The 24,204-nt window shown below is 70.5% G+C and carries 24 protein-coding genes and 1 pseudogene; 7 read left to right on the top strand and 18 right to left on the bottom strand.

Going from position 1 to position 24,204, the window contains the following annotated elements:
- Positions 1-330 precede the first annotated feature (330 nt).
- The 6 genes from OOK07_RS28145 to OOK07_RS28120 form a co-directional block, all read right to left on the bottom strand.
- Complete coding sequence (locus tag OOK07_RS28145) at positions 331-3,099, bottom strand: SpoIIE family protein phosphatase (RefSeq protein ID WP_266799230.1); 2,769 nt, start codon at positions 3,097-3,099, stop codon at positions 331-333.
- Between the two features lie 306 nt (positions 3,100-3,405).
- Positions 3,406-3,837, bottom strand: a complete 432-nt coding sequence (locus tag OOK07_RS28140) for an ATP-binding protein (protein ID WP_266684439.1) — start codon at positions 3,835-3,837, stop codon at positions 3,406-3,408.
- A 255-nt stretch (positions 3,838-4,092) separates the two neighbouring features.
- Positions 4,093-4,527 (bottom strand): (deoxy)nucleoside triphosphate pyrophosphohydrolase, encoded by a 435-nt coding sequence (locus OOK07_RS28135; RefSeq protein ID WP_266799228.1) that lies wholly within the window; start codon positions 4,525-4,527, stop codon positions 4,093-4,095.
- A gap of 67 nt (positions 4,528-4,594) precedes the next feature.
- Complete coding sequence (locus tag OOK07_RS28130; protein WP_266799226.1) at positions 4,595-4,786, bottom strand: SPOR domain-containing protein; 192 nt, start codon at positions 4,784-4,786, stop codon at positions 4,595-4,597.
- A gap of 361 nt (positions 4,787-5,147) precedes the next feature.
- Positions 5,148-5,900: a GntR family transcriptional regulator gene (locus OOK07_RS28125; protein ID WP_266684433.1), complete on the bottom strand. Its 753-nt coding sequence runs from the start codon at positions 5,898-5,900 to the stop codon at positions 5,148-5,150.
- A 147-nt stretch (positions 5,901-6,047) separates the two neighbouring features.
- The gene (locus tag OOK07_RS28120; RefSeq protein ID WP_266799224.1) at positions 6,048-7,250 is read right to left on the bottom strand and encodes a DUF4190 domain-containing protein; all 1,203 of its coding nucleotides are present in this window, start codon (positions 7,248-7,250) and stop codon (positions 6,048-6,050) included.
- Between the two features lie 86 nt (positions 7,251-7,336).
- Here OOK07_RS28120 and OOK07_RS28115 point away from each other — a divergent pair, with 86 nt between their 5' ends.
- Entirely contained in the window at positions 7,337-7,603 is a 267-nt protein-coding gene (locus OOK07_RS28115; protein WP_266799222.1) for a hypothetical protein, read from the top strand.
- Positions 7,604-7,718: 115 nt separating this feature from the next.
- Here OOK07_RS28115 and OOK07_RS28110 read toward each other — a convergent pair whose 3' ends face one another.
- A complete protein-coding gene (locus OOK07_RS28110; protein WP_406312469.1) occupies positions 7,719-9,899 on the bottom strand; it encodes a DEAD/DEAH box helicase in 2,181 nt (726 codons plus the stop codon).
- 92 nt (positions 9,900-9,991) lie between these two features.
- Positions 9,992-10,822, bottom strand: coding sequence for an oxidoreductase (locus OOK07_RS28105; RefSeq protein ID WP_266799220.1), 831 nt, complete (start codon positions 10,820-10,822; stop codon positions 9,992-9,994).
- Positions 10,823-10,902: 80 nt separating this feature from the next.
- Between OOK07_RS28105 and OOK07_RS28100 the strand changes: the two genes are divergently transcribed.
- Positions 10,903-11,820, top strand: a complete 918-nt coding sequence (locus OOK07_RS28100) for a LysR family transcriptional regulator (RefSeq protein ID WP_266799218.1) — start codon at positions 10,903-10,905, stop codon at positions 11,818-11,820.
- Positions 11,821-12,100: 280 nt separating this feature from the next.
- On the opposite strand, the pseudogene OOK07_RS28095 reads toward OOK07_RS28100, so the two are convergent.
- The 5 genes and pseudogenes from OOK07_RS28095 to ychF all read right to left on the bottom strand — a co-directional run.
- A pseudogene (locus tag OOK07_RS28095) lies at positions 12,101-12,304 on the bottom strand (ATP-binding protein); the annotation flags it as partial.
- 121 nt (positions 12,305-12,425) lie between these two features.
- On the bottom strand, positions 12,426-13,148 hold the full coding sequence (locus OOK07_RS28090; RefSeq protein WP_266802045.1) for an SDR family oxidoreductase: 723 nt from the start codon (positions 13,146-13,148) through the stop codon (positions 12,426-12,428).
- Between the two features lie 853 nt (positions 13,149-14,001).
- Complete coding sequence (locus tag OOK07_RS28085) at positions 14,002-14,415, bottom strand: DNA-binding protein (RefSeq protein ID WP_266799216.1); 414 nt, start codon at positions 14,413-14,415, stop codon at positions 14,002-14,004.
- Complete coding sequence (locus OOK07_RS28080; RefSeq protein ID WP_006138089.1) at positions 14,397-14,681, bottom strand: hypothetical protein; 285 nt, start codon at positions 14,679-14,681, stop codon at positions 14,397-14,399. The genes OOK07_RS28085 and OOK07_RS28080 overlap by 19 nt, the downstream gene beginning before the upstream one ends.
- Before the next feature lie 278 nt (positions 14,682-14,959).
- Entirely contained in the window at positions 14,960-16,048 is a 1,089-nt protein-coding gene (gene ychF / locus OOK07_RS28075; RefSeq protein WP_266684423.1) for a redox-regulated ATPase YchF, read from the bottom strand.
- Positions 16,049-16,454: 406 nt separating this feature from the next.
- Here ychF and OOK07_RS28070 point away from each other — a divergent pair, with 406 nt between their 5' ends.
- Positions 16,455-16,850: a DUF6542 domain-containing protein gene (locus OOK07_RS28070; protein ID WP_405670768.1), complete on the top strand. Its 396-nt coding sequence runs from the start codon at positions 16,455-16,457 to the stop codon at positions 16,848-16,850.
- Between the two features lie 8 nt (positions 16,851-16,858).
- On the opposite strand, the gene ppgK is transcribed toward OOK07_RS28070, so the two are convergent.
- Both ppgK and OOK07_RS28060 read right to left on the bottom strand, forming a co-directional pair.
- A complete protein-coding gene (gene ppgK / locus OOK07_RS28065; protein ID WP_266799213.1) occupies positions 16,859-17,611 on the bottom strand; it encodes a polyphosphate--glucose phosphotransferase in 753 nt (250 codons plus the stop codon).
- Positions 17,612-17,640: 29 nt separating this feature from the next.
- A complete protein-coding gene (locus OOK07_RS28060) occupies positions 17,641-18,651 on the bottom strand; it encodes a 4-hydroxy-3-methylbut-2-enyl diphosphate reductase (RefSeq protein WP_266684419.1) in 1,011 nt (336 codons plus the stop codon).
- A gap of 216 nt (positions 18,652-18,867) precedes the next feature.
- Here OOK07_RS28060 and xseA point away from each other — a divergent pair, with 216 nt between their 5' ends.
- The 3 genes from xseA (at position 18,868) to OOK07_RS28045 (ending at position 21,080) form a co-directional block, all read left to right on the top strand.
- A complete protein-coding gene (gene xseA, locus OOK07_RS28055; protein ID WP_266684417.1) occupies positions 18,868-20,076 on the top strand; it encodes an exodeoxyribonuclease VII large subunit in 1,209 nt (402 codons plus the stop codon).
- A 9-nt stretch (positions 20,077-20,085) separates the two neighbouring features.
- Positions 20,086-20,334: an exodeoxyribonuclease VII small subunit gene (locus tag OOK07_RS28050; protein ID WP_266684415.1), complete on the top strand. Its 249-nt coding sequence runs from the start codon at positions 20,086-20,088 to the stop codon at positions 20,332-20,334.
- A 155-nt stretch (positions 20,335-20,489) separates the two neighbouring features.
- Entirely contained in the window at positions 20,490-21,080 is a 591-nt protein-coding gene (locus tag OOK07_RS28045) for a malonic semialdehyde reductase (RefSeq protein WP_266684414.1), read from the top strand.
- Between the two features lie 65 nt (positions 21,081-21,145).
- Here the strand turns inward: OOK07_RS28045 and OOK07_RS28040 are convergent, their stop codons facing one another.
- The gene (locus OOK07_RS28040; RefSeq protein ID WP_266799210.1) at positions 21,146-21,667 is read right to left on the bottom strand and encodes a DUF4245 domain-containing protein; all 522 of its coding nucleotides are present in this window, start codon (positions 21,665-21,667) and stop codon (positions 21,146-21,148) included.
- Positions 21,668-21,794: 127 nt separating this feature from the next.
- On the opposite strand from OOK07_RS28040, the gene glpX reads away from it, so the two are divergent.
- Positions 21,795-22,829: a class II fructose-bisphosphatase gene (gene glpX, locus OOK07_RS28035; RefSeq protein ID WP_266684411.1), complete on the top strand. Its 1,035-nt coding sequence runs from the start codon at positions 21,795-21,797 to the stop codon at positions 22,827-22,829.
- 103 nt (positions 22,830-22,932) lie between these two features.
- On the opposite strand, the gene OOK07_RS28030 is transcribed toward glpX, so the two are convergent.
- Together OOK07_RS28030 and OOK07_RS28025 are read right to left on the bottom strand one after the other, a co-directional pair.
- The gene (locus OOK07_RS28030) at positions 22,933-23,307 is read right to left on the bottom strand and encodes a WhiB family transcriptional regulator (RefSeq protein WP_266684410.1); all 375 of its coding nucleotides are present in this window, start codon (positions 23,305-23,307) and stop codon (positions 22,933-22,935) included.
- Positions 23,308-23,479: 172 nt separating this feature from the next.
- Positions 23,480-24,172, bottom strand: a complete 693-nt coding sequence (locus OOK07_RS28025) for a DUF1707 SHOCT-like domain-containing protein (protein WP_266799209.1) — start codon at positions 24,170-24,172, stop codon at positions 23,480-23,482.
- Positions 24,173-24,204 lie beyond the last annotated feature (32 nt).

Below are 24,204 nucleotides of genomic sequence, written 5' to 3'. Positions count from 1 at the left end.
CCGGCAGGCAACGTTCGCCCGTAAGGACCCGTAAGGACCCGTAAGGACACCTAAGGAGCGGCGTCCGGTGCCTGCTCTCGCCGCACCGGGCACAGGCCCAAGTACGTCCAGTACGAGGGCCCGCACCCGGCACGCCGAGAGCGGGTGCCGGGCGTCGCGACGGGGCGAACGTCGTCTGTCGGGGCACTAGCTAGGACGACGGAGCCGTCCTCAGTCGGAGCCATCCTCGGTGGCATCCTCTGGGCCCGGGCGAGCAGCCGATCGAGCGGCCGCCCGCCGTCGGCTCGGCCCTCGGCCCCGGCCCCGGCCCCGGAGGGAGTTCGGCCGGCGTCAGAAGAGGCTCAGCAGTGCCTCCGCCGGATCCGCTAGCCCCGTCTCCCCGTCCGGCAGCGGGAGTTCGAACCACACCGTCTTGCCGCGCGGTGTGCGGCGGGAGCCCCAGGCCGCGCTCAGGAGGCCGACGAGTTGCAGGCCCCGGCCGCCCTCGTCCGTGTCGCGGGCGCGGCGGCGGCGGGGCTGGACGAGGCCGGAGTCCCAGACCTCGCAGACCAGGGTGCGGTCAAGCAGGAGCCTCAGCCTGATGTCCCCCTCGCCGTAGCGCAGGGCGTTCGTCACCAGCTCGCTGACCAGCAACTCCGTTGTGTCGACCAGGGGTTCGAGGTCCCAGGCCTGCAGCTGCTCGCGGGCGTACTCACGGGCCCTGCCCACGCTGCGCGGCTCGCGCGGCAGCGTCCAGTCGCCGACCGAATCGGTCGGCAGGCCCTGGACACGGGCCATCAGCAGGGCGATGTCGTCCTCGCCGTGGTGGGTGTCGAGGGTGTTGAGGACGTGGTCGCAGACGTCCTCCAGGGGGAGGGTCGGGTCCGTCAGCGCTCCCACGAAGGCCTGGAGGCCCTCGTCCAGGGGATGGTCGCGGGATTCGACCAGTCCATCCGTGTAGAGCGCGAGCAGTGCGCCTTCGGGAAGTTCGACCTCGACCTCCTCGAACGGCTCCCCACCGACACCGAGCGGCATGCCGGGCGGCACGTCGAGCATCAGCGCGTCCTCGCCGGGTTCGACCAGGACGGGGGGCAGATGGCCCGCGTTGGCGAAGGTGCAGCGGCGGGTGACGGAGTCGTAGACCGCGTACACACAGGTCGCGAGGTACACCTCGGAGAGGTCCGCCTCACGGGGGCGGCGGGCCGAGCGGGTGGCCTGCTGGACGCCTCCCGGCGCCCCGAGGCCGCGCGCGATCTCGTCCAACGCACTCAGCACTTCGGCCGGTTCGAGGTCCAGAAGGGCAAGTGTTCTGACCGCCGAGCGGAGTTCGCCCATCGCCACCGCCGCGCGTAGACCGCGGCCCATGACGTCGCCCACGACCAACGCCGTACGGTGTCCCGGCAGTTCGATGACGTCGAACCAGTCACCTCCGACCTCGCTGGGGCGGTCGGCGGAGGAGTCGCCCGGCAGATAGCGGCAGGCGATGTCCAGGCCGGAGGCCACCGGGTCGCCCGGCGGGAGCAGCGACCGCTGCAGTATCAGGGCGCGTTCGTGCTCACGGCGGTACAGGCGTGCGTTGTCGATACAGACGGCGGCACGCGCCGCGAGTTCCACCGCGAGATCCCGGTCCCGGTCCCCGAACGGCTCGCTCCCCTTCGTACGGGCGAACTGCGCGAGTCCTACGACGGTGTCGTGGGCGACCATCGGCACGGCCAGCGTGGACTGGACGAGGCCGCCCTCCTCGGCGGGCACGAACTGGGTGCGGGCGGTGCGCAGGGCGTCGGCGCAGGGGGAGTTGAAGGGGTAGTGATGGACGGCGCCCACGGCGACGGGCGCGCCGCCCCCGACGAACGGCGCGTCGGACACCGCGCTGGCGAAGGCGACCCGGCGCAGTTCCGCACTGCCGTCGGCGAGGCCCGGCGGGGCCTCGTCACCCGCCAGCAGGCCCTGGTAGAGGTCGACCGTCGCGAGGTCGCAGAAGGTTGGGACGACGACGTCGAGGAGTTCGCGAGCCGTGGTCTCCAGGTCGAGGGAGTTGCCGATGCGGGCGCCGGCCTCGTTGAGAAGGGCGAGATTGCGCCGCGCCGCGGCGGCCTCACGGGCTGCGGCGCGCCGCGAGGTGCTGTCGGTTCCGAGCCATGCGACGCCGATGGGGCGACCGGAGCCGCTGTGCACGCGGTAGAGGTTGATGGACCAGTGGCGGCGGCCCTCCGAACCCGGCACGAAGCCCGTGACGTGCATGTCGGTGATCGAGTCGCCGGTCTCCAGGACCCGGCGCAGCGTGGCCGCGACCCGCTCGGCCTCGGGCCGCTGCAGATAGTCGTGGACGCCTCGGCCGCGGTGGTCGTCGGGCGTACCCCCGAAGGTGCCGGCGAACTGCTGGTTGACGCGGCGGATCCGCAGATCGGTGTCGATCAGCAGGAAGCCGAACGGAGATTGACCGAAAATCGACTGCGACGCGGCAAGGTCGGTCTCGATGCTGCGCAGGGTGCGTACGTCGACGACGATACAGACGGCGGCCTTCTCGCCCTCCTCGGTCCGCGTCGGCATGACATAGACCTCGGCAAGGCCCTCCTGGCCGCCCTCCCCCGGCGCCGTCTCGGGCGTCCGGAAGGGGACCACACCGGTCCACTCCCGCCCGTCGAGGATCTCGGCCATCTTGCGCTGACCCTGTTCGCGCAGGTCGGAGTCGATGAAAGCCTCGATGGGGTCCATACCGACCGCGCGCTCTGCGGCGATCCCGAAGAGCTGCTCGGCGCGCAGGCTCCACTGGTCGACGAGCCCGTCGGGGCCGATGGAGAAGGACGCGACCTTGATGTAGTCGTAGATGGAGCCGGGCGGGCTGCTCTGCCACATGGCGTCACCAGGAGGCGCGTCACCGGGAGGCACCTCACCGAGGCCGGTGTCACGGAGCCCCGCACGGGACGGGGCGAGCCCTCCGCCACCGGTTGCGGAGAGCCCTTCGCCACTGGATGAGGAATGCCTGCCACCGGTGGCAGGCAGACCCGTCCCGCCCGTCGTCCCGCTCGTCACGTCGGCCTCGGCATCACCCGCGGCCTCCGCCCTCGCGCCGTCCGACGGGTCCTTGGACTCCGTGGCCTTCGCTGGTATCTCGCTCACGCGAACCGTCCCCTCCAGCTCACCGCGTCCGGTACCGGTCACCGGGGGCGGCTGCCCGCAGTATCCAGCACTACGGCGCCGCACAACACGGTGTTCACGATCACAGCACGGTCCCGATGGTTTTCGGTCCCGGCTGCCACAACACTTCCAGTCTTCTAACCAGCCAACACCTCGTCGAATCACGGCCGCCGAACACTGCCAGTGGCCTGAACCAGTCGCTCGACAGGGCGGCGGTCCCCGTACAGCGTCCGCCGGACAGGCCCGGGCCGGGCATCCGGCGTCCGACGCACCGGAACCGGCCCGCCTTCAGGCCGGTACGGCGAGCTCGAACCACACCGTCTTACCCGCGTCACCGGGCCGGGTACCCCAGCGGCGCGAGGAATGGGCGACCAGCTGCAGTCCGCGGCCGCTCTCGTCCTCGGGGTGGGCGACGCGCTCGCGTGGTGGATCGGGGAGCGGATCGGACACCTCGACCAGCAGTACGTCCCGAAGGCCGACGGGCCGCACGAGACGCACGCCGATCGGGCCGGTGGCATGGCGCAGGGAGTTGGTCACCAGCTCGCTGACCAGCAGCGTCGCGAGATCACCGAGGGCGTCCAGCTCCCAGTGGTGCAGCTGGCCACGGACGGCGGCACGGGCGTTGCGGACAGCGCCCGGCTCCGCGGGAAAGCTCCACTCGGCGCAGTCGCCTTCGGTGTCGATCACGCCGATCACATCCCAGGCCAGAAGCCCACCCATGTCCGGTTTCGTGGGGTTAATGGGCACATACCCGATATCCAGAGCCGAGTACCGTCTCCGACGGCGCACTGTGGCACGAACGGTGCACAAAGGCGCACCGAGCGTGGAGCCGGCCACCAAGGAGCCCGGCGTGCGCTCGCCGTGCGACGGCAGGCCGGCCAGGGAGGCACGGCGGGTCGGCTAGGGCTAGGGAGGCACGGCAGGGCGGCTACGTCCGCTACGGTCTGTCGCGCCCACGCGACGGTGCCCGCCGAGTCAACACGGATCTGCGTCTCTCGCCGGCGCGTGCCCAGACCAGGAGCGGGCGGCCACCACTCTGACCGCCGGAACGTCCTGGTCCAGCCAGGCCACTTCCCACAGTTCTCCGGGGCCGAGCCAGCGCAGCGCGTCATGGTCCTGGAGCGGCTCGGGGCCGGCCGAGCCGGGGCGCAGACGGGCGGTCCACACCTGGAGCACGTAGGGCGACTTCAGGGGCCACTCCCCCGGTACGCGTGCGACGGTCTCGGCGTCCACCCCGAGTTCCTCGCGCAGTTCGCGCACGAGGGCCACCTCGGGCGTCTCGCCGGGCTCCACCTTGCCGCCGGGCAGTTCCCAGCGGTCGGCAAGTTCAGGGGGTGCGCTCCGGCGGGCGGCGAGCAGGCGGCCGTCATCCAGCAGGGCGGCGCCGACCACCACGATCCGTTCCGTCATGCGCGGGAGCCTACGGGACCGCCCCATCCGTGACTGACGCCGTACCTGAGGCCCGTTGGCCTGGGCCTCAGTTGTGGACGGGGTCTCCGTTCTGACCGATCCGCTCGACCCAGTAGAGCTGCTTGTGCCCGCGGTCGTCGAGGCTGTCCGCGATCTTCTGGGCCTCCACCCTCGTCGCGTACCTGCCCACGCGGTAGGTGTTGCCGTTGTCGTCCTGCCGTATGACGAGCCAGGGAAGAGTGATCGTGCCGTCGTTCATCGCGCCCCAGCGCTCCTTCCCACCCCGGCCCGAACGCGTCCCACCCGCGGTTCGTGCCGTGCCCCGCCCACTAAGGAAACCGCAATCCGCATATGCCCGAGCCTACGCCTAACCTTCACGCAGCGAATACGGAATTTCACAAAGAGGTACGCAACCGGCCAGAGCGAGGGGGCGCGCGACCTCGAACGCGCCGCCCGCAAGGCGTCGACGCATCCGGTCAGGGGCATACCGAGCAGCGGCGGTCACGCATGGGGCGACCTGCGAGAACGGCCAGATTCCACCGGCGGAGGAAGAGGCTCCGCGGTGCCCTGAGGGGGTTGCGGCGCGGGGATACCGGGGCCCGGCGCCGTAAGGGTGTGCGCTACTTCACTGGGAGGTGGTACGCGACCCGGTAACGGTCGGCAGGGATCACGACGTCGGCCGTCTCCACGGGACGGCCCGAGGCGAAGAAGGTGCGCTGGATGACGAGGACGACATGGCCGGGGACGCCCCCCAGGGCCAGCAGTTCCTCGGCGAGGCCGGGGCGGGCGCCGACCTCCTCGGTGACGTTGTCCACGATCACGTCGATCGCCGCCATGCGCTCGACGACGCCCATGCCGCCGAGCGGGCCCTCCTCGGGGAGCATCACGGGTGTGCGTCCGGTGACCTCAAGGGGCTCCCAGGAAGTGGAGAGCATCATCGCCTCGCCGGCCTCCCGGAACACGTACCTGGTGCACATCACGCGGTCACCGGGCTTGACGCCGAGCCGCTCGGCGACACAACTGCTCGCCTCGGCCTGTGCGCTGCTCGACTCCCAGGTGCCGCGCCCCTCGCCGTCGGCCTGCTCCTGGCGGAAGGGCGTGGCCCCGCCGGCCGGGCGGAAGCCGGAACGGGCGACGCTGCGGGGCACCGCACGCTCGCGGACGTACGTCCCCGACCCCGAGCGGCCCTCCACCAGGCCTTCCGCCATCAGCACCTTGCGCGCCTCCAGCGCGACCGTGTCCGAGACGCCGTACTCCTGGCGGATTCTGGCCTGGGAGGGGAGACGGGTGTGTGGCGGCAGCGAGCCATTGACGATCTTCTTGCGGAGATCACCCGCGACGCGCAGATACGCCGGCTGCTCACCGAAAGTCACTGGCCACTCCCATCAGGTTGTACAGACAGCGACAGCCTGGCAACCGTGGGTTGTACTGTGCAAGCAAAGGCCAGAGAATCACTCGATGTGATGACAAGTGCCTACGGAAGGCTTTACGCAGGCACTTTCTCCCCGCTATAGCCGTGCTCACACCTCGAACACGGAGCCGCCCCCGCCGCCGCCCCCGCCGTCGTCCCCGCCCGGGGACGTGGGCGGGGTCATGGTCAGGCCCAGAGCCTTGCGAGCGGTGATGGAGGTGTCGGGAGTGGAGAGCACCATGGCGCGGTCGTAGTGCTCGTAGAAACTGTCCGCGTCGGTCGCCTTCGCTGCCCGGGCCCACTCCTCACGAGTGGCCTCCACCGCCATGGCGACCTTCGCGACCGGCTTCTTCGCACCCGCGGGCCAGGCGTGGTCACGCAGTGTCCCGGTCTCCTCGGTGAGCGCGGCCGACATCCGTCCGGCCCATGCTCGGCTGCCCCTGAGGTCGTCGTCGGGGCTGTCCTCGGGCTGCGCGTCCAGGGCGGCGTTCTCGAGGTTGACGGCCTTGAGATAGGCGACCTGGTCGGTGTCCAGGGTCCGCGCGTCGTTGCGCAGCGAGCCCGTCAGACCGGCCTTCTCGTCGGTGTTGCCGAACAGGCAGGTGATGTCGCGGTCGCCCAGCCGCCAGCTCTGCCGGGTCGGCGTCAGGTAGTACACGTCCACGTCGTCGGGCACGGCCCAGGCATCCATGGCGTAGCCGTACCGGAGCGCGTAGCACTTGGCGTCGGCGACGTCCGTGACCTTGCCGTCCCCGGGGTAGTCGGCGCTGCCCTTCATCTTGAAGGCGGCGAAGACCTCGGCGTCGTGCCGGCTTTCGCAGGGCACCCTGTCGACGTCGTAGGCCAGGCCGTCCAGGGATCCGCTCGGGGCGTCGAAGCACTCGCCCTTCTTGAGGGAGTAGGCGCTGCCGTTCTCGTGCGCGGCATCCTTGAGGCCGGTCCAGACGTCGAGGTTGATGCCGCCGGTGAGCCCCACCACCCACAGCGCAAGCCCGACGGAGGACAGGATCGCACCGGTGACGGCCATGGCCCTGCCCCGCTCGCCCTTCCTTCTGATCCGGGCGAGCGCGATCAGGCCCAGCAGCAGCCCGGCGGCCGGAACGAAACAGAGGATGCCGAGGACGAGGGAGGCGATGGCGACGCCGTTGACGGGCGCGGGGTGGTTGTACGGGCTGTAGCCCTGGCTCCAGGGCTGGTACGGATAGGGTCCGGGAGCGGCGTACGGCCCCTGCGAGTACGGGGGTTGGCCCTGCGGATGCGGTCCTTGGGGTTCCTGGGGCTGGTGGGGCCCAGGGGGCGAGGGTGTGGACACGGGTAGCGTGCTCCTGCTTCAGGGGCTGACGCGCAGAACTGGCGTACGACTGGGCGCATGGTAAGCGTGAGGGCGGCGGGGGCGGAATGGCGATCACCGATCGGGCGGTGTCGGCAGTGCGGGCGGTGAACGCGCTGACCGCACGGTGGGCCGCAGGGGCGGACCGCGGCACGGTGTTCTCCGCGGCGGGAGTGTGGCCACAGCTGGCGTTCCTGGCGGACGGGGCCACGGTCGTCCGAGCGGAGTTCGACCGCCCCTTCGCCTTCCTCGCCGTGCACCGGGAGACCCGCCTCGTGCTGGCCGCGGGGTGGGTCACGGACCCGAAGCCGCATGCCGTCCGGGCGCCACGATGACGGCCACTCACTGCCGGCTGCTCGTCCTACGCCCGCAGTTCGACAAGGGCAGGCCGATGGAGCCGGGCGTGCCGGGGAGCCGCTCACGGTGGCACGGTCGGGCGGCAGCCGACGGTCAGCCGGCCGGTTCGCCGGCCAGTCTGCGCTGCTCCTCCTCGACGATCCGGCGGGCGATCCCCGTGTCCGAGACGTCGACCGCGTCCGGTGTGGCGTCGGCGGTGTCGCTGCGGCGGGCATAGGCGTCGAAGAGGCGGTCCTTGTTCTCCAGGATGCGCAGCAGGCGTTCGTCCACGCTGTCCGTCGCGAGCAGGCGGTGCACCTGGACCGGGCGGACCTGGCCCATGCGGTGGGCACGGGCCACGGCCTGGTGTTCCAGCGTGGGCTTGACCTGCGGCTCGCACAGGATCACCACGGACGCGGCCTGGAGGTTCAGACCGACGCCGCCCGCCTCGATCTGCGACAGCAGCACCGCGTGGCCGTCGACGGCCGTGAAGTCGTCGACCAGCCGCTGGCGTCGGGCGGCGGCCACGGAGCCGGACACCGGGCCGAAGACGCGCTCCCCCAGGGCTGCCTGGACCGTGGCGAGTACATCGCGGAAGTACGAGAACACGACCACCTTCAGGCCGTTGTCCGCCGCCTCCGTGACCAGTTCGCGCAGCCGCTGCAGCTTCGCGGACTTCTCCGGGTCGGAGTAGGCGGCCCGGCGCATCGCCATGAAGTTCCCCTCGGCGACCGCCGTGCGGTACGCGTCCTCGTCGGCCGCGCCGAACTCCGCCCATTCGTCGACCTGCAGCAGCGCGGGCAGTTCGGTGAGCACGTCCTGCTGGTTGCGGCGCAGATAGGCGGGCGCGACCGATCTGCGGAAGACGTACGGGCCGGCGACCGCGCGGCTGTCGCGTATCTCGGGGACCAGGTCCGGCTGGAGGTAGCGGACCAGGGTGCGGAACTCCTCGACGCGGTTCTCCATCGGAGTGCCGGTGAGGAACAGGACGCGGTCGCAGCTCTGCGTCCAGGCCGCGATGGATCTGGCGCGGCGGGTGCCGGGGTTCTTCACGTAGTGCGCCTCGTCGACGACGAGCATCCCCGGCCCGGCGGCGTCCGGTGCGGGCAGGGTGTGCAGCAGGTCGAAGGTGGTCAGGGCGACGCCGCCGCGCTCGCGCCACTCGGCGTACGCGTCCTGCCGGTCCGGGCCGTGCACCGGCACCGCCCGCAGTGTGCTGCGGGAGCGGATCTCCCGCGTCCAGTTGATCAGTACGCCGGCCGGGCACACCACCAGGAAGTGGCTGTGCCCCTCGGCTGCGAGGTGGGCGAGCGCGGCGATGGCCTGGATGGTCTTGCCGAGGCCCATCTCGTCGCCGAGGACGACCCGGCGCTGGGCGAGTGCGAAGCGGGCGCCGAAGGACTGGTAGCCGCGCAGCGAGACACGGCGGTGGGTGTCGTCGAGCGGCTGGGCGTGGACCCGCTCGGCCACCTCCGAGGGCAGGAAGCCTTCCGCGGCCGCCTCGTCCGTGCGGTGCGCGGAGACCTCGGCGAGCTGGCTGTAGAACTCGGCGGAGCGCAGCTCGAAGTCGACCCAGGCCTCGATGTCGGAGGCGGGCTCGCGCAGCAGGTCGGTGGCGGCCTGGGCCAGCTGGAGCCGGTTGCCCTTGGTGGCCGCCTCGGCTGTCAGCGTGCGCAGCTCCGCCGTGGCCGCGAGGGCCGCCTCCTTGCCGCGCCGCCCGGTGAGCGCCAGCCGCAGCCGGCTGGTCGCGGGGCGGGCCGTGGGCAGCAAGGTGCGGAGTTTCCGGTCGAGTTGCTCGGCGGTGTCCACGGCCCGGCGCAGTTCGGGCCCGGCCTCGACCAGCCGGTGCAGCGCGACGACCAGTGCGGTGGTCCGGGGTTCGGGCCGGTCGACGTCGATCCGTACCGTGACCGTCTCCTCGACCGCCCGGGCGATCTGGCGTGCGGCGGCGAGGGCCTGGTCGGCGGTCTGGGCGCCGACGCCGGGGATCTGCCGCAGCTCGTACCGGCTCGCCTCGTACACCGCGCGTACCGAGGAGAGCCCGGCCGCCTCGACGGCCGCCAGGCGCAGCCGGCCCTCGGTGGCGTCCTTGAGCCGGGCGACCGGGATGCGCTCCAGCTCCCCGGCGACGAGTTCGTCCCGGATCGGGGCCAGCGCCGAGCGGACCGCCTCCAGGGCGCGGGCATGATCGGCGAGCACGGTGCGGGCGGCCTCGTACAACCGCACGCCCTCCGTGCACAGCTCCCGGGCCCGCCGCCCCACGGGCGGCATCCGCACCTCCCCCGCCTCCACCATGCCGCCCCCACCTGCCGTCCGCTCCGGTACACACATCCTTGCACCGGGGTCTGACAGTGGCGGGCGACTGTGGACAACCCGCTCTGGCCCGCTCAGTCGTCGAAGGCCGTGGCGCGGGTGCGCTTCTCCCAGGCGGCGATCTCCGAGCGCACCTGGCCGAGCTTGCCGAGAACGGCGTCGACGGCGTCCTCGCCGAGCGGCAGGTGCAGCGGGGTCTGCTCGGCGTCGAGGGCGGCGAGGATGAGGGCCGCGGCCTTGGCGGGGTCACCGGGCTGGGTGCCGTCTCCGCCGGAGACGAAGCCGCGGGTCCGGCTCACGCTCCCGTACACGCCGCTGTCCGCGCTGACACCGGCGCGGCCCGTGCCGAAAAGGGATGTACGGAAGCTTCCCGGCTCCACGACCAGCACCTTGATGCCGAACTCCCGCACCTCGTCGGCGAGCCCCTCCGACAGGCCCTCCAGCGCGAACTTGGTCCCGCTGTACGCGGCGAAGCCCGCGAAGGACATCTGTCCGCCCATGCTGCTCATCTGCACGATCGCTCCCGAGCGCCGCCCACGCATGTGCGGCAGCACCGCGCGGGTGAGGGTCGCGGGCCCGAAGACGTGCAGGTCGAACAGTTCGCGCAGTTCGGCGTCGGTGGTCTCCTCGAAGGCGCCGACATGCGTGCGGCCTGCGTTGTTGACCAGGACGTCGATCCGGCCGTACCGCGCCACCACATCCTGTACGGCCGCCTCGGCGGCGGCGGTGTCGGTGACGTCAAGGGGCAGTGCCTCCAACTGGTCGGCGTGTGCCGCCACCAGGTCGTCCAGCGCCTCGGTGCGGCGGGCGGCGCCGACGACCACGTCACCGGCAGCGAGGGCCGCCTCGGTGATGGCCCGCCCGAAGCCACTGCTCGCACCGGTGACCAGCCAGACCTTGTTCATGACTCCTCCTGGATCTCTTCGTCTGATCACCAGGCTGCCGCCCGTCCGCGTTGCCCGTCCAAGACCTACGCTGATAACCAATGGCTATGACGATGGACGTTCATGTGCGGGACCTGCGGTACTTCGTCACGGTCGCCGAGGAACTGCACTTCACGCGCGCGGCCGAGCGGCTGTACGTCTCGCAGCCCGCGCTGAGCAAGCAGATCCGGGCGCTGGAGCGTCAGTTGGGCGTCGAGCTGTTGCGCCGGGACCGGCAGGGCGTGGAGCTGTCCGAGGCCGGCGCGGCGCTGCTGCCGCACGCCCGGCGAGTGCTGGACGCGTGGGCGCGGGGCGCGGCCGTGGTGGAGGAGACCCGGGCCGCGCAGCGCGGCACGCTGTTGGTGGGCATGAGCACCAGCCCCGGTCGCGGCGGCCTGCTGCCCGCGATCCGCTCCCGCTTCACCGCCGCGCACCCCGAGACCACGGTACGGCTGCGCCAGGCGAGTTGGGCCGATCCGACCGCGGGCCTGGCCGAAGGCGACACGGACCTGGCGTTCGTCTGGCTGCCTCTGCCCGACCAGGACCGCTACGCCTGGACGGTCGTCGCCGAGGAACCCCGCCTGGTCGCCCTCCCCGAGGCCCACCCCCTCGCGCCCCGCACGGAGATCGACTTCACGGACCTGGCCGACGAGCCCTTCCTCGCCCTCCCCAGGAGCGCGGGCCCGCTACGGGACTACTGGCTCGCCCTGGACGAACGCGCCGGCCGCCCACCCCGCGTCGGCGCGGAGATCGCGAGCACGGAGGAGACGTACGAGGCCCTGGTCGCAGGCCTCGGCGTGTGCCTGGTGGCCGCGGGCAACGTACCCCTGATCACGCTCGGCGGTGTGGTGACCCGTCCGGTGCGGGGCGTGACACCCAGCCAGTACGTCCTGGCCTGGCGGAGGGAAGATCGCAGACCACTGGTACGGGGCTACGTGGAGGCGTGCCGACGGGTGACGGAGCTGGGGCGCGAGGCGTGATCCGGGAGGTGATCGCCGACCGCCTCCGCATGCCCCGTACGGCCTGCGGCCTGGAGACCAGGACGCCGCGGTCGGGGTGGGGCGCGCGCGTCGCCCGTCCGGAGTCAGGGCTGAGGCCGGTCGGCGCCGTGGGCGTCGGCGAAGTCCCAGAGCACGGGGAGGAGTTGCCCGGGCGTCTCGGTCTGGGGCACGACGGTCTCGACACATCCCGTCTGCCATCTGGGCGCCGGGCGGACACGCGCCTGCCGGGGCCACTCGACGTGCGGCTCGACAGCCGCGGGGCGGCCCTGTGTCGATGGAGAGCCGCCAGGTCGTGCCGGTCGAAGGGTGCCTGCTCCAGCCACTTGATGGAGCCGACGAAGAGCAGCTCCTTGGCAATGGGAGCGCGGTCCGCTCCTACGATATCGATCTCGACGTCGTTGGTACGGGTCCAGTAGCCGCCCAGGGCGGGGGCAGCGGGCAGCCGGCCATCGGGCAGTCGCCGAGTTTGGCGAAGGTGTGCGGGGCGCCGGGCGGGATCATCGTGAGGGGCTGGGTGCCACGAGTCGTGCGCGTCATTTCCATGCTCGTTTCCATGCTCATTTCCGGGCTCATTGCCGGGCTCCTCAAGTGGGCGGGCCGAGCAGATGCAGCCAAAACCGCCGGTAGGGATCTGTCACCCGGTAGCGGCGACCGAGGTCGTAGCGGCTGAGAGCGTCGGGGCCGGCGAGGTGGAAGAGGCCGGCCGCGTCGGACCGTGTGAGTTCCCACAAGGCGGCGGCCAGGTCCTCGACGTGCACGGGACAGCGCACGTCGTCGGTGAAGAGGACGCCTTCCCGCGTTCCGGCGATCAGCGCGTGCGCCAGGCGTTCGTGTCCGGACTGGCCGTTCCCGATGATCAGCGAGGTGCGGGCGACGGCCACGTCCGGACACAGGAGCCGCACAGCCGTCTCGGCGGCGGCCTTCGCAGCCCCGTACGGGGTGACCGGGTCCGGGGCGCAGGTCTCGTCGTAGTACACCCGGCTGCCGGAGAAGACGGCGTCGCTGGAGACGTGCACCAGACGGATCCCGAGCTTCGCGGTGGCCATGGCGATGTGGATGGAGCCGTCGGCGGTGACCTTCCAGTCGGCCCCGCCGCTGGTCACGTCGATCACCGCACGCGGTGCGACCGCCGTCAGCACCGCCTCCACGCGTACGGGATCGCGGATGTCCAGCTGGTGCCAGGCGGCGGCTGTGGGGTCGCCGAGACAAGAGTGGAACGTCGCAGCCGTGTCCCAGCGCTTCGCGCACGCCTTGCGCAACAGCTCGGTCCCCAGGAACCCACTGCCTCCGATGATCAGCACCTTCATGCCGCAACACGCTGAGGCACGCTGCCGCGGCCCAATGGCGAATCGAGAGCCCCGTGCGCGGACCATGCCGACCGCGATCACGGCCAGCACGGCCAGCACGGCCAGCACGGCCAGCACGGCCACAAGGATGCACGCCCCGCCTCCAGCACCGAGACGGGCACGTCCAGGGTATGAAAGTCCGGATTCGGTGCCCGAAGATGGCGCCTGCAGGGCGAGTTAGTGGCCGCGGCCCCTGGCGGCCTGCCTCAACGGGATGGGTCCGTCGGCTCGGGGACCATGCCGGCCGCGCCGCGGGGAGAAGAAGGCGTCGGCTCAGCGCTCCGGGGTCCGCCTGTGGATCAGCCGTGCTGCGCCGGTCCTTCTAGACGTTGAAGCGGAACTCCACCACAACCGGTCTGACCTGCGGGTTTGCGGGCGCATCCCAGCACGGGAATTTCGACAAAGTACAAGAGGCTTCGACACCGAGACCACTATCCGACATCTGCGGGCGCCGGTGCACGGATACCCGCCTGTTTGTCTCCAACTTCCCACACCATGAGGGCAAGGCTGGCCATCGATGACCCCAGTGCGCTCGTTGAGGTTGGACCAGCTAGCGTCGGCCCCGCACCGCTCGCCCCAGGGGCGCCACCGTGGCTCGCGAGCAGCTACGCCCTCGTGTGCCACCCAGGCGTCCAGCGCCGAGACGACTTCTTCCTGCCAGCCCACGTTCCCCCGCTACAACCGCGCTGCCCGGACCTTGATCAGCGGTACCAGTCCGGACTCGCGTTCACCACTGGCAATCCCGCCAAGGTACGGCGTTCAAATCCCATCCTTGCGGGTCTCGGCCGGAAGGCAGCACCGGAGTCAGAGGCATTCAGATCCCCACTAGCCGCACCCGGTCACCGCAGAGCTTGGCCATGTCGTCGATGTCGGAAGTCAGCATGACCACGGGGCGGTGCTGTCGCAGCGCGGCCTCGGCCACGGCCGCATCGATCGCGTACTTGTGCCCGTGCAACCCGGCATCCATCAGCAACTTCGAGGCAGCCCTCGCCTCCTCGTCACCGACCGGGACGACCCGCAGCCCCGAAAGCACCCAGTTCAGGCGGGACTTGTTCGTACGGGCGTGGACGGCTTCGATGATGGTGAGCGCACTGATCACGACCTCCATGCCGCGCGAGCGTGCCTCAGCGATCAGAGCCACCACCTGCTCGTCGTCGGCGAGCAGCTTCGAGAGTCCCTCACTGTCGAGGACCAGCGTCCCCTCGTGACTCAGCCTGCGGCGGGCCACTCGGCCTCCTCGGCGAACACCTCGTCGAAGACCTGCCGCGCCCGCTGGCGGGCCGGCTCGGAGACCGGCCCCTTGCGGCTCTCGTAGTCCGCCAGGTACTCGTCAAGGACCTGGCCGCGCAGCTCACGCTCGACCGCCTCGGCGATGAATGCGGAGAACTCCCGCTTCCCCACCCGAGCCCGAATCGCCTCCGCGGTCCCCTCAGGAAGCGACAGACTCACCCGCGTCGCAGGCCCTTCCCCGATGCTGTACGTCGTCTCAGCCATACTCTGATTGTGTCAAACGAGTAGGAAAAGTGCCACGCCCGCACTGCCTTCACAGCTCGGTCAGCGACCTGCTCCCACAAATCCCAGCACGGGCCCCTCACCCCATCCCAGCACGATCCCAGCACGGTACAGATGACCAGGGATGACGACAGGTGACGAGGGGTCAGCTATCCCAGCACCATCCCAGCACGGGAAAAACTCAGGGCCCGACCCCGAAGAGTCGGACCCTCTCTGATCTGCATGTTTGCAAGATCAGCGACGTGGTGATAAGTCACCCGCTACACGTTGAAGCGGAACTCCACCACATCCCCGTCCTGCATCACATAGTCCTTGCCTTCCATCCGCGCCTTGCCCTTGGCGCGGGCCTCGGCGACCGAACCCGTCTCCACCAGGTCGTGGAAGGAGATGACCTCCGCCTTGATGAAGCCCTTCTGGAAGTCGGTGTGGATGACGCCGGCGGCCTCGGGGGCGGTGGCGCCCTTCTTGATGGTCCAGGCGCGGGATTCCTTGGGGCCGGCCGTGAGGTAGGTCTGCAGGCCGAGGGTGTTGAAGCCCACGTGCGCGAGGGTGGCGAGGCCGGGCTCCTCGGCGCCGACGGACTCCAGCAGCTCCAGGGCGTCCTCCTCGTCGAGTTCGGCGAGGTCCGCCTCGAGCTTGGCGTTGAGGAAGATCGCCTCGGCGGGGGCGACCAGGGCGCGCTGCTCGTTCTTGAAGTCCTCGTCGACCAGTTCGTCCTCGTCGACGTTGAAGACGTAGAGGAAAGGCTTGGTCGTCAGGAGGTGCAGGTCGTGGAGGAGTTCCTCGTTGCCGGAGCCCTGGACGATGCCCTGCGAGAAGAGGGTGTCACCGCGCTCCAGGATCTCCTTGGCCTCCTCGACGGCCTTGACCTTGGGCCCGATGTCCTTCTTGATCCGCGACTCCTTCTGGAGCCGGGGCAGGACCTTCTCGATGGTCTGGAGGTCGGCGAGGATCAGCTCGGTGTTGATCGTCTCGATGTCGTCCTTCGGCGAGACCTTGCCGTCGACGTGCACGACGTTCTCGTCCTTGAAGGCGCGGATGACCTGGCAGATCGCGTCGGACTCACGGATGTTCGCGAGGAACTTGTTGCCCAGGCCCTCGCCCTCGGACGCGCCCTTCACGATGCCCGCGATGTCGACGAAGTCGACCGTCGCCGGGAGGACCCGCTGAGAGGAGAAGATCTCGGCCAGTTTCGTCAGCCGGGCGTCGGGGACGCCGACCACGCCCACATTGGGCTCGATCGTGGCGAACGGGTAGTTGGCCGCGAGCACGTCGTTCTTGGTCAGGGCGTTGAACAGGGTCGATTTGCCGACATTCGGCAGGCCGACGATTCCGATCGTGAGCGACACGTTGCGACTTCCCGTACGTGAGAGACATCAGGGGACTGGGGCTGTGGGCCCGGTCCTTCTTCGGTGCGCGGGCGGGCCGATCCACCAGTCTACGGCGTACCGGTCGCCGCCCCGGCTCCCCGTCGAACGCTTGGCCAAGCTCGTCCCATCGGCGTGTCTGAAGGGCGATTGGGCACATAAGCCGACCTAAGTTGGTCAGGTGGAGCAACACAGGTCGCGACCCCCGCACAACGGAACGCACCGCGGCACGCACCCGCTGCCGCCACAGGCGAGGCGCGAGGGAAGGGGCGGCGGCGCGGACGGCGGCAGGCGGCCCGCCGCACAGCGTCCCGCGACCGCCCGTCCTGCGGATCGGTCGCCGGGGGTACGCAGGCCGGGTCCGCCGCTGTTCGAGACGGTGCGGCGGATGCCCAATCCGCGGCTGACCGGGCTGGGCAGCGGTCTTTTCTGCGCGGCGCTGATGTTCGTGTTCGGGTGCCTCGACCAGCTGCTGTTCGGGGCGTCACCGACCTTGTACGGCGTGCTGTTCCTGCCGGTGTGCCTGCTGACCGCGATCTGGACGCGCAAGGGCGACCTGCTGACCGCCCCCGTCGTCGTACCGATCGCCTTCGCGGTGGGCCTGCTCCCCGTGGCCGACAGCGGCGGCGGGCTGCCCGGCCGGCTGATGGGCCTGGTGACGGCGCTGGCCACCCAGGCCGTGTGGCTGTACGGGGGGACACTGGTCGCGGGTGTGATCGCCACCGTAAGGAAGGTGGTCCTGCTGCGCCGCCGGACCGACCTGCACCGTCCCCCCGCGCACTGACGCGGGTCCTACTTCCCCGGGCTGTCCGCCGCGTGCATCGCCGCTCCCACGATTCCCGCGTTGTTCTGCAGCTGGGCCGGGACGATCTCCGCCTTGATGCCCTTGATGAAGTGCAGGAACTTCTCGGACTTGCGGCTGACGCCGCCGCCGATGACGAACAGCTCGGGCGAGAACAGCATCTCGACGTGGGTGAGGTACTTCTGCACGCGGTGGGCCCAGTGCTCCCACGTCAGCTCACCGTCGTCCTTGGCCTTGCTGGAGGCGCGCTTCTCCGCGTCGTGGCCGTGCAGCTCCAGGTGGCCCAGCTCGGTGTTGGGCACGAGGACGCCGTCGATGAACACGGCGCTGCCGATGCCGGTGCCGAAGGTCAGCAGGATGACCGTGCCCTTGCGGTCCCTGCCCGCGCCGAAGTGCACCTCGGCGACGCCCGCCGCGTCCGCGTCGTTCACCACGGTCACCGGGAGGCCGCCGAGCCGCTCGCTGAACAACGCGCGCGCGTCCGTGTCGATCCAGCTCTTGTCGACGTTCGCCGCCGTACGGATGGTGGACCCGCCGGTGACCACTCCGGGGAAGGTGAGGCCGACCGGACCGGTCCAGCCGAAGTGGTCGACGACCTGCTTCACGCCGTCGGCCACGCCGTCGGGCGTCGCGGGGTGCGGAGTGAGCACCTTGCAGCGCTCCTGGGCCAGGTCCCCCTTGTCCAGGTCCACAGGGGCGCCCTTGATCCCGGATCCACCGATGTCAATGCCGAAGATCTGCATGGCCCTACGTTACGGCGTACGACTGACAGTCACTCCTGTGAGGTGCCCGTTCGCTCCGCGATCAGGGACGCCGCCTCGTCGCGCAGATCGCGGCGCAGCTCCTTGGGCAGCGAGAAGGTGATGGACTCCTCGGCCGCCTTGACGATCTCCACGTCCTCGAAGCCGCGCTGCCCGAGCCACTCCAGGACCTGCTCGACCAGGACCTCGGGGACGGAGGCACCGGAGGTGACGCCGACCGTGGACACGCCCTCCAGCCAGGCCTCGTCGATCTCGTCGGCGAAGTCCACGAGGTAGGCCTCGCGGGAACCGGCGAGCTTGGCGACCTCGACCAGGCGCTTGGAGTTCGAGGAGTTGCGGGAGCCGACCACGATCACGAGTTCCGCCTCGGCGCCCATCTGCTTCACCGCGAGCTGGCGGTTCTGCGTGGCATAGCAGATGTCGTCGCTGGGCGGCGAGATCAGCTGCGGGAACTTCTCCTGCAGCGCGTCGACGGTCTCCATCGTCTCGTCGACGGAGAGGGTGGTCTGGGACAGCCACACGACCTTGGAGGGGTCGCGGACCTCCACCTTGGCGACGTCCTCGGGTCCGTCGACGAGCTGGATGTGCTCGGGGGCCTCGCCGGAGGTGCCGATGACCTCCTCGTGGCCCTCGTGCCCGATCAGGAGGATGTCGTAGTCCTCGCCCGCGAAGCGGACGGCTTCCTTGTGGACCTTGGTGACGAGCGGGCAGGTCGCGTCGATCGTGGCGAGCTTGCCCCGTGCGGCCTCCTCGTGGACGACGGGAGCGACTCCGTGCGCGGAGAACATGACGATGTTCCCCTCGGGAACCTCCTCCGTCCGCTCGACGAAAATGGCGCCCTTCTTCTCCAGGGTCTGCACGACGTACTTGTTGTGCACGATCTCGTGCCGGACGTAGATCGGAGCCCCGTACTGCTCCAGGGCTTGCTCGACGGCGATCACGGCGCGGTCCACACCCGCGCAGTAGCCACGGGGAGCGGCGAGCAGGACACGGCGGCCAGGCGAAGCAGTCATGCGAACCATCGTAAGGCCGCGTCCGGCGCGTCGAAGATCGCGCCCATGGGGAGACTGGTCATGGAGCGGGAGGAGTGGGGCGGGACACGACGGGCGAGGCGCTGACGGAGGCATGATGTCCGGGACCTGCACGGCGGAGCGCGCCACCGCCGCCCCTGTCCGGGACGGCCCCGCTTCGAACGCCTGACGGGCCGAAGTGTCGGTGCCGGCCTATACGCTCGCGGCATGGCTCTCAACACGTCCGCGGAAGCTCCGCTGCCCGTCGGTGAGGTGTCGCGGCTCATCGGGGGATGGATCGACCGGCTCGGTGCCGTCTGGGTCGAGGGGCAGATCACTCAGCTCTCGCGGCGGCCCGGTGCCGGCGTGGTGTTTCTGACGTTGCGTGATCCCTCGTACGACATCTCCATCAGCGTCACCTGCTACCGGCAGGTGTTCGACGCGGTCGCCGATGTCGTCAGCGAGGGCGCGCGGGTCGTCGTGCTCGCCAAGCCCGAGTGGTATGCGCCGCGTGGGCAGTTGTCGCTGCGGGCGGCCGAGATAAGGCCCGTGGGCGTCGGTGAACTCCTCGCCCGGCTGGAGCAGTTGAAGAAGACACTGGCCGCCGAGGGATTGTTCGCAGCGGAGCGGAAGAAGGCATTGCCCTTTCTTCCGCAGCTCATCGGGCTCGTCTGCGGCCGCGCCTCCGCCGCCGAGCGGGACGTCCTCGAAAACGCCCGGCACCGCTGGCCCGCCGTCCGCTTCGAGGTGCGCAACGTCGCCGTGCAGGGCGTGCACGCCGTCCCTCAGGTGGTGCAGGCGGTGAAGGAACTCGACGGGCTCGGGGACGTGGACGTGATCATCGTCGCGCGCGGCGGCGGCAGCGTGGAGGATCTGCTGCCGTTCTCCGACGAGCAGCTCGTCCGCGCCGTCGCCGAGTGCCGTACGCCGGTCGTCTCCGCCATCGGGCACGAGCCCGACACCCCTCTCCTGGACTACGTGGCCGACCTGCGCGCCTCCACCCCCACCGACGCCGCCAAGAAGGTCGTACCGGACGTGGGTGAGGAGTACGAGCGGGTGCGGTTGCTGCGCGACCGGGCCCGGCGGTGCGTCGAGGCCGTCGTCGAGCGCGAGGAGCGCGGGCTCGCGCATGCCCTCGCGCGGCCCTCGATGGAGGATCCGCACCGGATGATCGACGAGCGGGCCGATCACGTCGCCTCGCTGCTCGACCGCTCCCGGCGCACGCTCCGGCACCTCCTCGACCGCGCCGACTCCGAGCTGACGCACACGCACGCGCGCGTGGTGGCTCTCTCCCCCGCCGCCACCCTGAAGCGCGGGTACGCCGTGCTGCAGAAGACCGACGGGCATGTCGTCCGCGACCCGGCCGAGGTCGATGCGGACGAGACGCTGCGGGCGCGGGTCTCCGAGGGCGAGTTCTCCGTACGAGTCGACGCATAGGGTGGGCGGATGACCAGCAAGGTGGCGGAAGAGACGCTCGGCTACGAGCAGGCCCGGGACGAGCTGATCGAGGTCGTACGCCGGCTGGAGGCGGGCGGCACGACGCTTGAGGAGTCCCTCGCGCTCTGGGAGCGGGGCGAGGAGCTGGCCAAGGTGTGCCGGCGCTGGCTGGACGGGGCGCGGGCACGGCTGGACGCGGCGCTGGCCGGGGAGGAAGCGGCCGGGGAGGAAGCGGCCGGGGAAGAGCCCGGCGAGTAGCCCTACCGAAGGTGATCTGTTGTGAGGCGGATCACCACACCCTGAATTTCGTTGAAGCTTTAACTTTCACCTTTCTTCGCGTACATTCGGTGTCGTCAGCCTTTCCGGACCGCGGTCCGGTTGTAGCCCGGATGCCACCCCGAGGAAGTTCACGCATGTCTCTCGTTCTCGACCCCGCCGCCCAGGACCTGCTGTTCCGCGAGGCCCGTACCGCCAACACCTTCACCGACGAGCCGGTGACGGACGAGCAGATCCAGGCGATCTACGACCTCGTCAAGTACGGCCCGACCGCCTTCAACCAGTCGCCGCTGCGCGTCACCCTGGTCCGCTCCGCCGAGGCCCGCGAGCGCCTGGTGCAGCACATGGCCGAGGGCAACCAGCCCAAGACAGCCACCGCCCCGCTGGTCGCGATCCTCTCCGCGGACAACGAGTTCCACGAGGAGCTGCCGACCCTCTTCCCGCACTTCCCGGCCGCCAAGGACGTCTTCTTCTCCGAGCGCCCGGCCCGTGAGGGTGCCGCCGGCCTGAACGCCGCGCTGCAGGCCGCCTACTTCATCATCGGCGTCCGTGCCGCGGGCCTCGCCGCCGGCCCGATGACCGGTCTCGACTTCGCGGGCGTCCAGAAGGAGTTCCTGGACGACGACCACACCCCGCTGATGGTCGTCAACATCGGCAAGCCGGGCGAGGACGCCTGGTTCCCGCGCTCCCCGCGCCTGGCGTACGACGAGGTCGTCACCACGGTCTGAGCGGCCACCGCGCACGACGAAGGCCCCCGGCGACCGCGCCGGGGGCCTTCGTCACGCACATACGCCTACGACGCCTTCAGCGCCTGCGCCATCTCCGTCAGCTGCCGGAACGAGCCCGTGCCCGCGACCACGGTCGTCGAGCCCTTCCCCGTGAGCACGAGGGCGTCGTATCGGCCGCCGGTGTAACGCGTCCACGTCCTGCCGTCGATCCGCTGGGTGGCCTTGGTCGCCGATGCGCCCTGGCTGGCGTCGTCGATGAACTCCGACGGCCGCTGAGTCGACTGCTCGATCTGCACGTACTGGGCGTCGGGAGTGTGGAAGCCCAGGTGCCAGGCGTCGAAGTTGTCGCCCTGGAAGCGGACCGAGGTCGCCTTCCAGTCCTTGGACAGGCCCTCGGGGGCGGCCACCGGGTAGGCCGCGGCGCGGCGTGCCGTGAGCAGCTCGACGCGGTAGTCGACCGGCTTGATATCCGGAGCCGAGTCCCCGTGCGGAATGAAGACGTAGATGAGCGCCGCCGCGATCCCGATGAGGCCCAGGGAGAGGATCATGTCCCGGACCGTCTTCTGCTTGCCGTTCGAACCTGCCACGCCCCCTATCGTCGCAGGTGCCCGGTCCGCTCATCCGTGGGGTCCCCTGCTCATTTTGTCGGACTGACGATAGAGTCGTTGGTCGAACCCTCATCCGGCCGTCGTCGTATCAGAAAGGTGCGCCTCGATGACCGAGCATCATCAGTTGCCGTCCGAACTCGAAGTTCCCCGCGAAGCCCCTGACCGCAACCTTGCCCTGGAGCTCGTCCGGGTGACCGAAGCAGCCGCGATGGCCGCGGGCCGCTGGGTCGGGCGGGGCGACAAGAACGGCGCCGACGGTGCCGCGGTGCGCGCCATGCGCTCCCTCGTCTCCACCGTGTCGATGAACGGCGTGGTCGTCATCGGCGAGGGCGAGAAGGACGAGGCCCCGATGCTCTTCAACGGCGAGCGCGTCGGTGACGGGACCGGCCCTGAGTGCGACATCGCCGTCGATCCGATCGACGGCACGACGCTGACCGCCAAGGGCATGCCGAACGCCATCGCGGTGCTGGCCGCCGCCGACCGCGGGTCGATGTTCGACCCGTCCGCCGTCTTCTACATGGACAAGCTGGTCACCGGCCCCGAGGCCGCCGACTTCGTCGACATCGACGCGCCGGTGTCCGTGAACATCCGCCGGGTCGCCAAGGCGAAGCGCTCCACGCCGGAGGACGTCACCGTGGTGATCCTGGACCGGCCTCGGCACGAGGGGATCATCAAGGAGATCCGGGAGGCCGGCGCACGCATCAAGCTGATCTCCGACGGCGATGTCGCCGGTTCGATCTACGCGCTCCGCGAGGGCACCGGCGTCGACATGCTGCTCGGCATCGGCGGTACGCCCGAGGGAATCATCTCCGCCTGTGCGGTGAAGTGCCTGGGCGGGACGATCCAGGGCAAGCTGTGGCCGAAGGACGACGAGGAGCGGGCGCGGGCCATCGACGCCGGGCACGACCTCGGCCGGGTGCTGACGACCGACGACCTCGTGTCCGGGGAGAACGTGTTCTTCGTGGCGACCGGGATCACCGACGGCGAGCTGCTGCGGGGTGTGCGGTACCGCTCGGAGACCGCGACGACCGACTCGATCGTGATGCGGTCGAAGTCGGGGACGGTGCGCAGGATCGACTCCGAGCACCGGCTCAGCAAGCTGCGCGCCTACAGCGCGATTGATTTCGATCGCGCCAAATAGCTCCGGCTCCGGCGTGCGGCAGAGCCACTGAGCGTGCGGAAAAGGGGCGCCCCCTGGTGCGGGCGGTTTCTAGGGGGCGCCCCTTTCGCGTGCGGTGGGCCGGTCAGCCGGCGGCCGCTATCTGATCCGCCCGCGCCGTCTTCTTCAGTTCCATCTCGCGGCGGCGGCGCCGGGCCAGGACGACGCGGCGCTCGGCGGCGGTGAGGCCGCCCCAGACGCCGTAGGGCTCGGGTTGCAGCAGCGCGTGCTCTCGGCACTCGACCATGACCGGGCAGCGGGCACAGACTCGCTTGGCGGCCTCCTCGCGGGAGAGCCGGGCGGCAGTGGGTTCCTTGGAGGGGGCGAAGAACAGGCCGGCCTCGTCGCGCCGGCACACCGCCTCGGTGTGCCATGGAGCGTCTTGGTCCCTGTCCCGCACTGGCACCCGCTGGGCCAAAACGGCAGCTACCTGCAGGGACGAATGCGGCGGTTGCAGCACGGTCTACTCCTGACGACGGCTTCGCGAGCGAGCGACGATGCAGCAAGGCCTACCCGCTGTGCGCGTGCCTATGCACTGAGTTCCCAACCGCTGGGTTTCGGGTGCTCAGGCACGCCTCCCACCCCGGCCGGGGTGGACCGGTTCCCCGGAAACACGGCCGGATTCACAACCGTCAACGATCCAGATGCTTGCGCAAACTCCTGTCGACCTTGTGCTGGACACGATCGAGGATGTCGGCGACGAGCTTGCCGCGCTTCGGCCGCGCCTCGACATTGCCGAGGACGGCCCATCCGTCGACGTAGACGACCGGGGCGTCCGGATCCGTCGAGTCGAGGGTGTCCACCTCGAAGTTGCCCAGTACGCCGCCGCCGGTGCCGCGCAGCGACACGTTCTCCGGGACTCGGACCTCGACGTTGCCGAACACGGAGATGGCCTTGATCACGACCTGCTGGTACTCGAAGAGCGCCTCGCTGAGGTCTATCTCCACGGTGCCGAAGACCGCGTACGCGTGGATACGGCGGCCCGCGCGCCAGCGGCCCTTGCGGGCGGCGCTGCTGAACACCGCCACCACATTGTCGTCGGGGTCCGCCGGGATCGCCCCCACCGTGGGCCGGTTCGGGGCCGCGGCGAAGCCGGGGGCCGCGCGGTGCCGGTGGGCGGCGGGCAGGTCCCGTATGAAGACCTCCAGCTCGCCGACCGTCTTGGCGGCGAGCACACCCTCCACACGCTCGGCGTGCTCGTCGGCTGTCAGGCGCCCCTCGGCGAGGGCGTCGCGCAGGAGGTCGGCGATGCGGTCGCGGTCGGCGTCCGAGGCGCGCAGGTCGGCCACCGCGGGCGCGGGTTCGGTGTGCTTGTGAAGGTCCACGGCAGCAGCGTACCGAAACGCGATAGATCGCG

The sequence above is a fragment of the Streptomyces sp. NBC_00078 genome (assembly GCF_026343335.1).
In the GTDB taxonomy this organism is placed as follows: domain Bacteria; phylum Actinomycetota; class Actinomycetes; order Streptomycetales; family Streptomycetaceae; genus Streptomyces.
Note: the sequence above shows the minus strand (reverse complement) of the source record. Positions and strands in the feature narration are given on the sequence as shown.

Coding starts and splice junctions, on each gene's coding strand:
- OOK07_RS28140 (WP_266684439.1), bottom strand. CDS start 3,837: ATGGGTGGGCTTCTGGCCTGGGATGTGATCGGCGTGATCGACACCGAA.
- OOK07_RS28135 (WP_266799228.1), bottom strand. CDS start 4,527: ATGACGGAACGGATCGTGGTGGTCGGCGCCGCCCTGCTGGATGACGGC.
- OOK07_RS28130 (WP_266799226.1), bottom strand. CDS start 4,786: ATGAACGACGGCACGATCACTCTTCCCTGGCTCGTCATACGGCAGGAC.
- OOK07_RS28115 (WP_266799222.1), top strand. CDS start 7,337: ATGGCGATCACCGATCGGGCGGTGTCGGCAGTGCGGGCGGTGAACGCG.
- OOK07_RS28110 (WP_406312469.1), bottom strand. CDS start 9,899: ATGGTGGAGGCGGGGGAGGTGCGGATGCCGCCCGTGGGGCGGCGGGCC.
- OOK07_RS28105 (WP_266799220.1), bottom strand. CDS start 10,822: ATGAACAAGGTCTGGCTGGTCACCGGTGCGAGCAGTGGCTTCGGGCGG.
- OOK07_RS28100 (WP_266799218.1), top strand. CDS start 10,903: ATGGCTATGACGATGGACGTTCATGTGCGGGACCTGCGGTACTTCGTC.
- OOK07_RS28090 (WP_266802045.1), bottom strand. CDS start 13,148: ATGAAGGTGCTGATCATCGGAGGCAGTGGGTTCCTGGGGACCGAGCTG.
- OOK07_RS28080 (WP_006138089.1), bottom strand. CDS start 14,681: ATGGCTGAGACGACGTACAGCATCGGGGAAGGGCCTGCGACGCGGGTG.
- OOK07_RS28070 (WP_405670768.1), top strand. CDS start 16,455: ATGCCCAATCCGCGGCTGACCGGGCTGGGCAGCGGTCTTTTCTGCGCG.
- ppgK (WP_266799213.1), bottom strand. CDS start 17,611: ATGCAGATCTTCGGCATTGACATCGGTGGATCCGGGATCAAGGGCGCC.
- OOK07_RS28060 (WP_266684419.1), bottom strand. CDS start 18,651: ATGGTTCGCATGACTGCTTCGCCTGGCCGCCGTGTCCTGCTCGCCGCT.
- xseA (WP_266684417.1), top strand. CDS start 18,868: ATGGCTCTCAACACGTCCGCGGAAGCTCCGCTGCCCGTCGGTGAGGTG.
- OOK07_RS28050 (WP_266684415.1), top strand. CDS start 20,086: ATGACCAGCAAGGTGGCGGAAGAGACGCTCGGCTACGAGCAGGCCCGG.
- OOK07_RS28045 (WP_266684414.1), top strand. CDS start 20,490: ATGTCTCTCGTTCTCGACCCCGCCGCCCAGGACCTGCTGTTCCGCGAG.
- glpX (WP_266684411.1), top strand. CDS start 21,795: ATGACCGAGCATCATCAGTTGCCGTCCGAACTCGAAGTTCCCCGCGAA.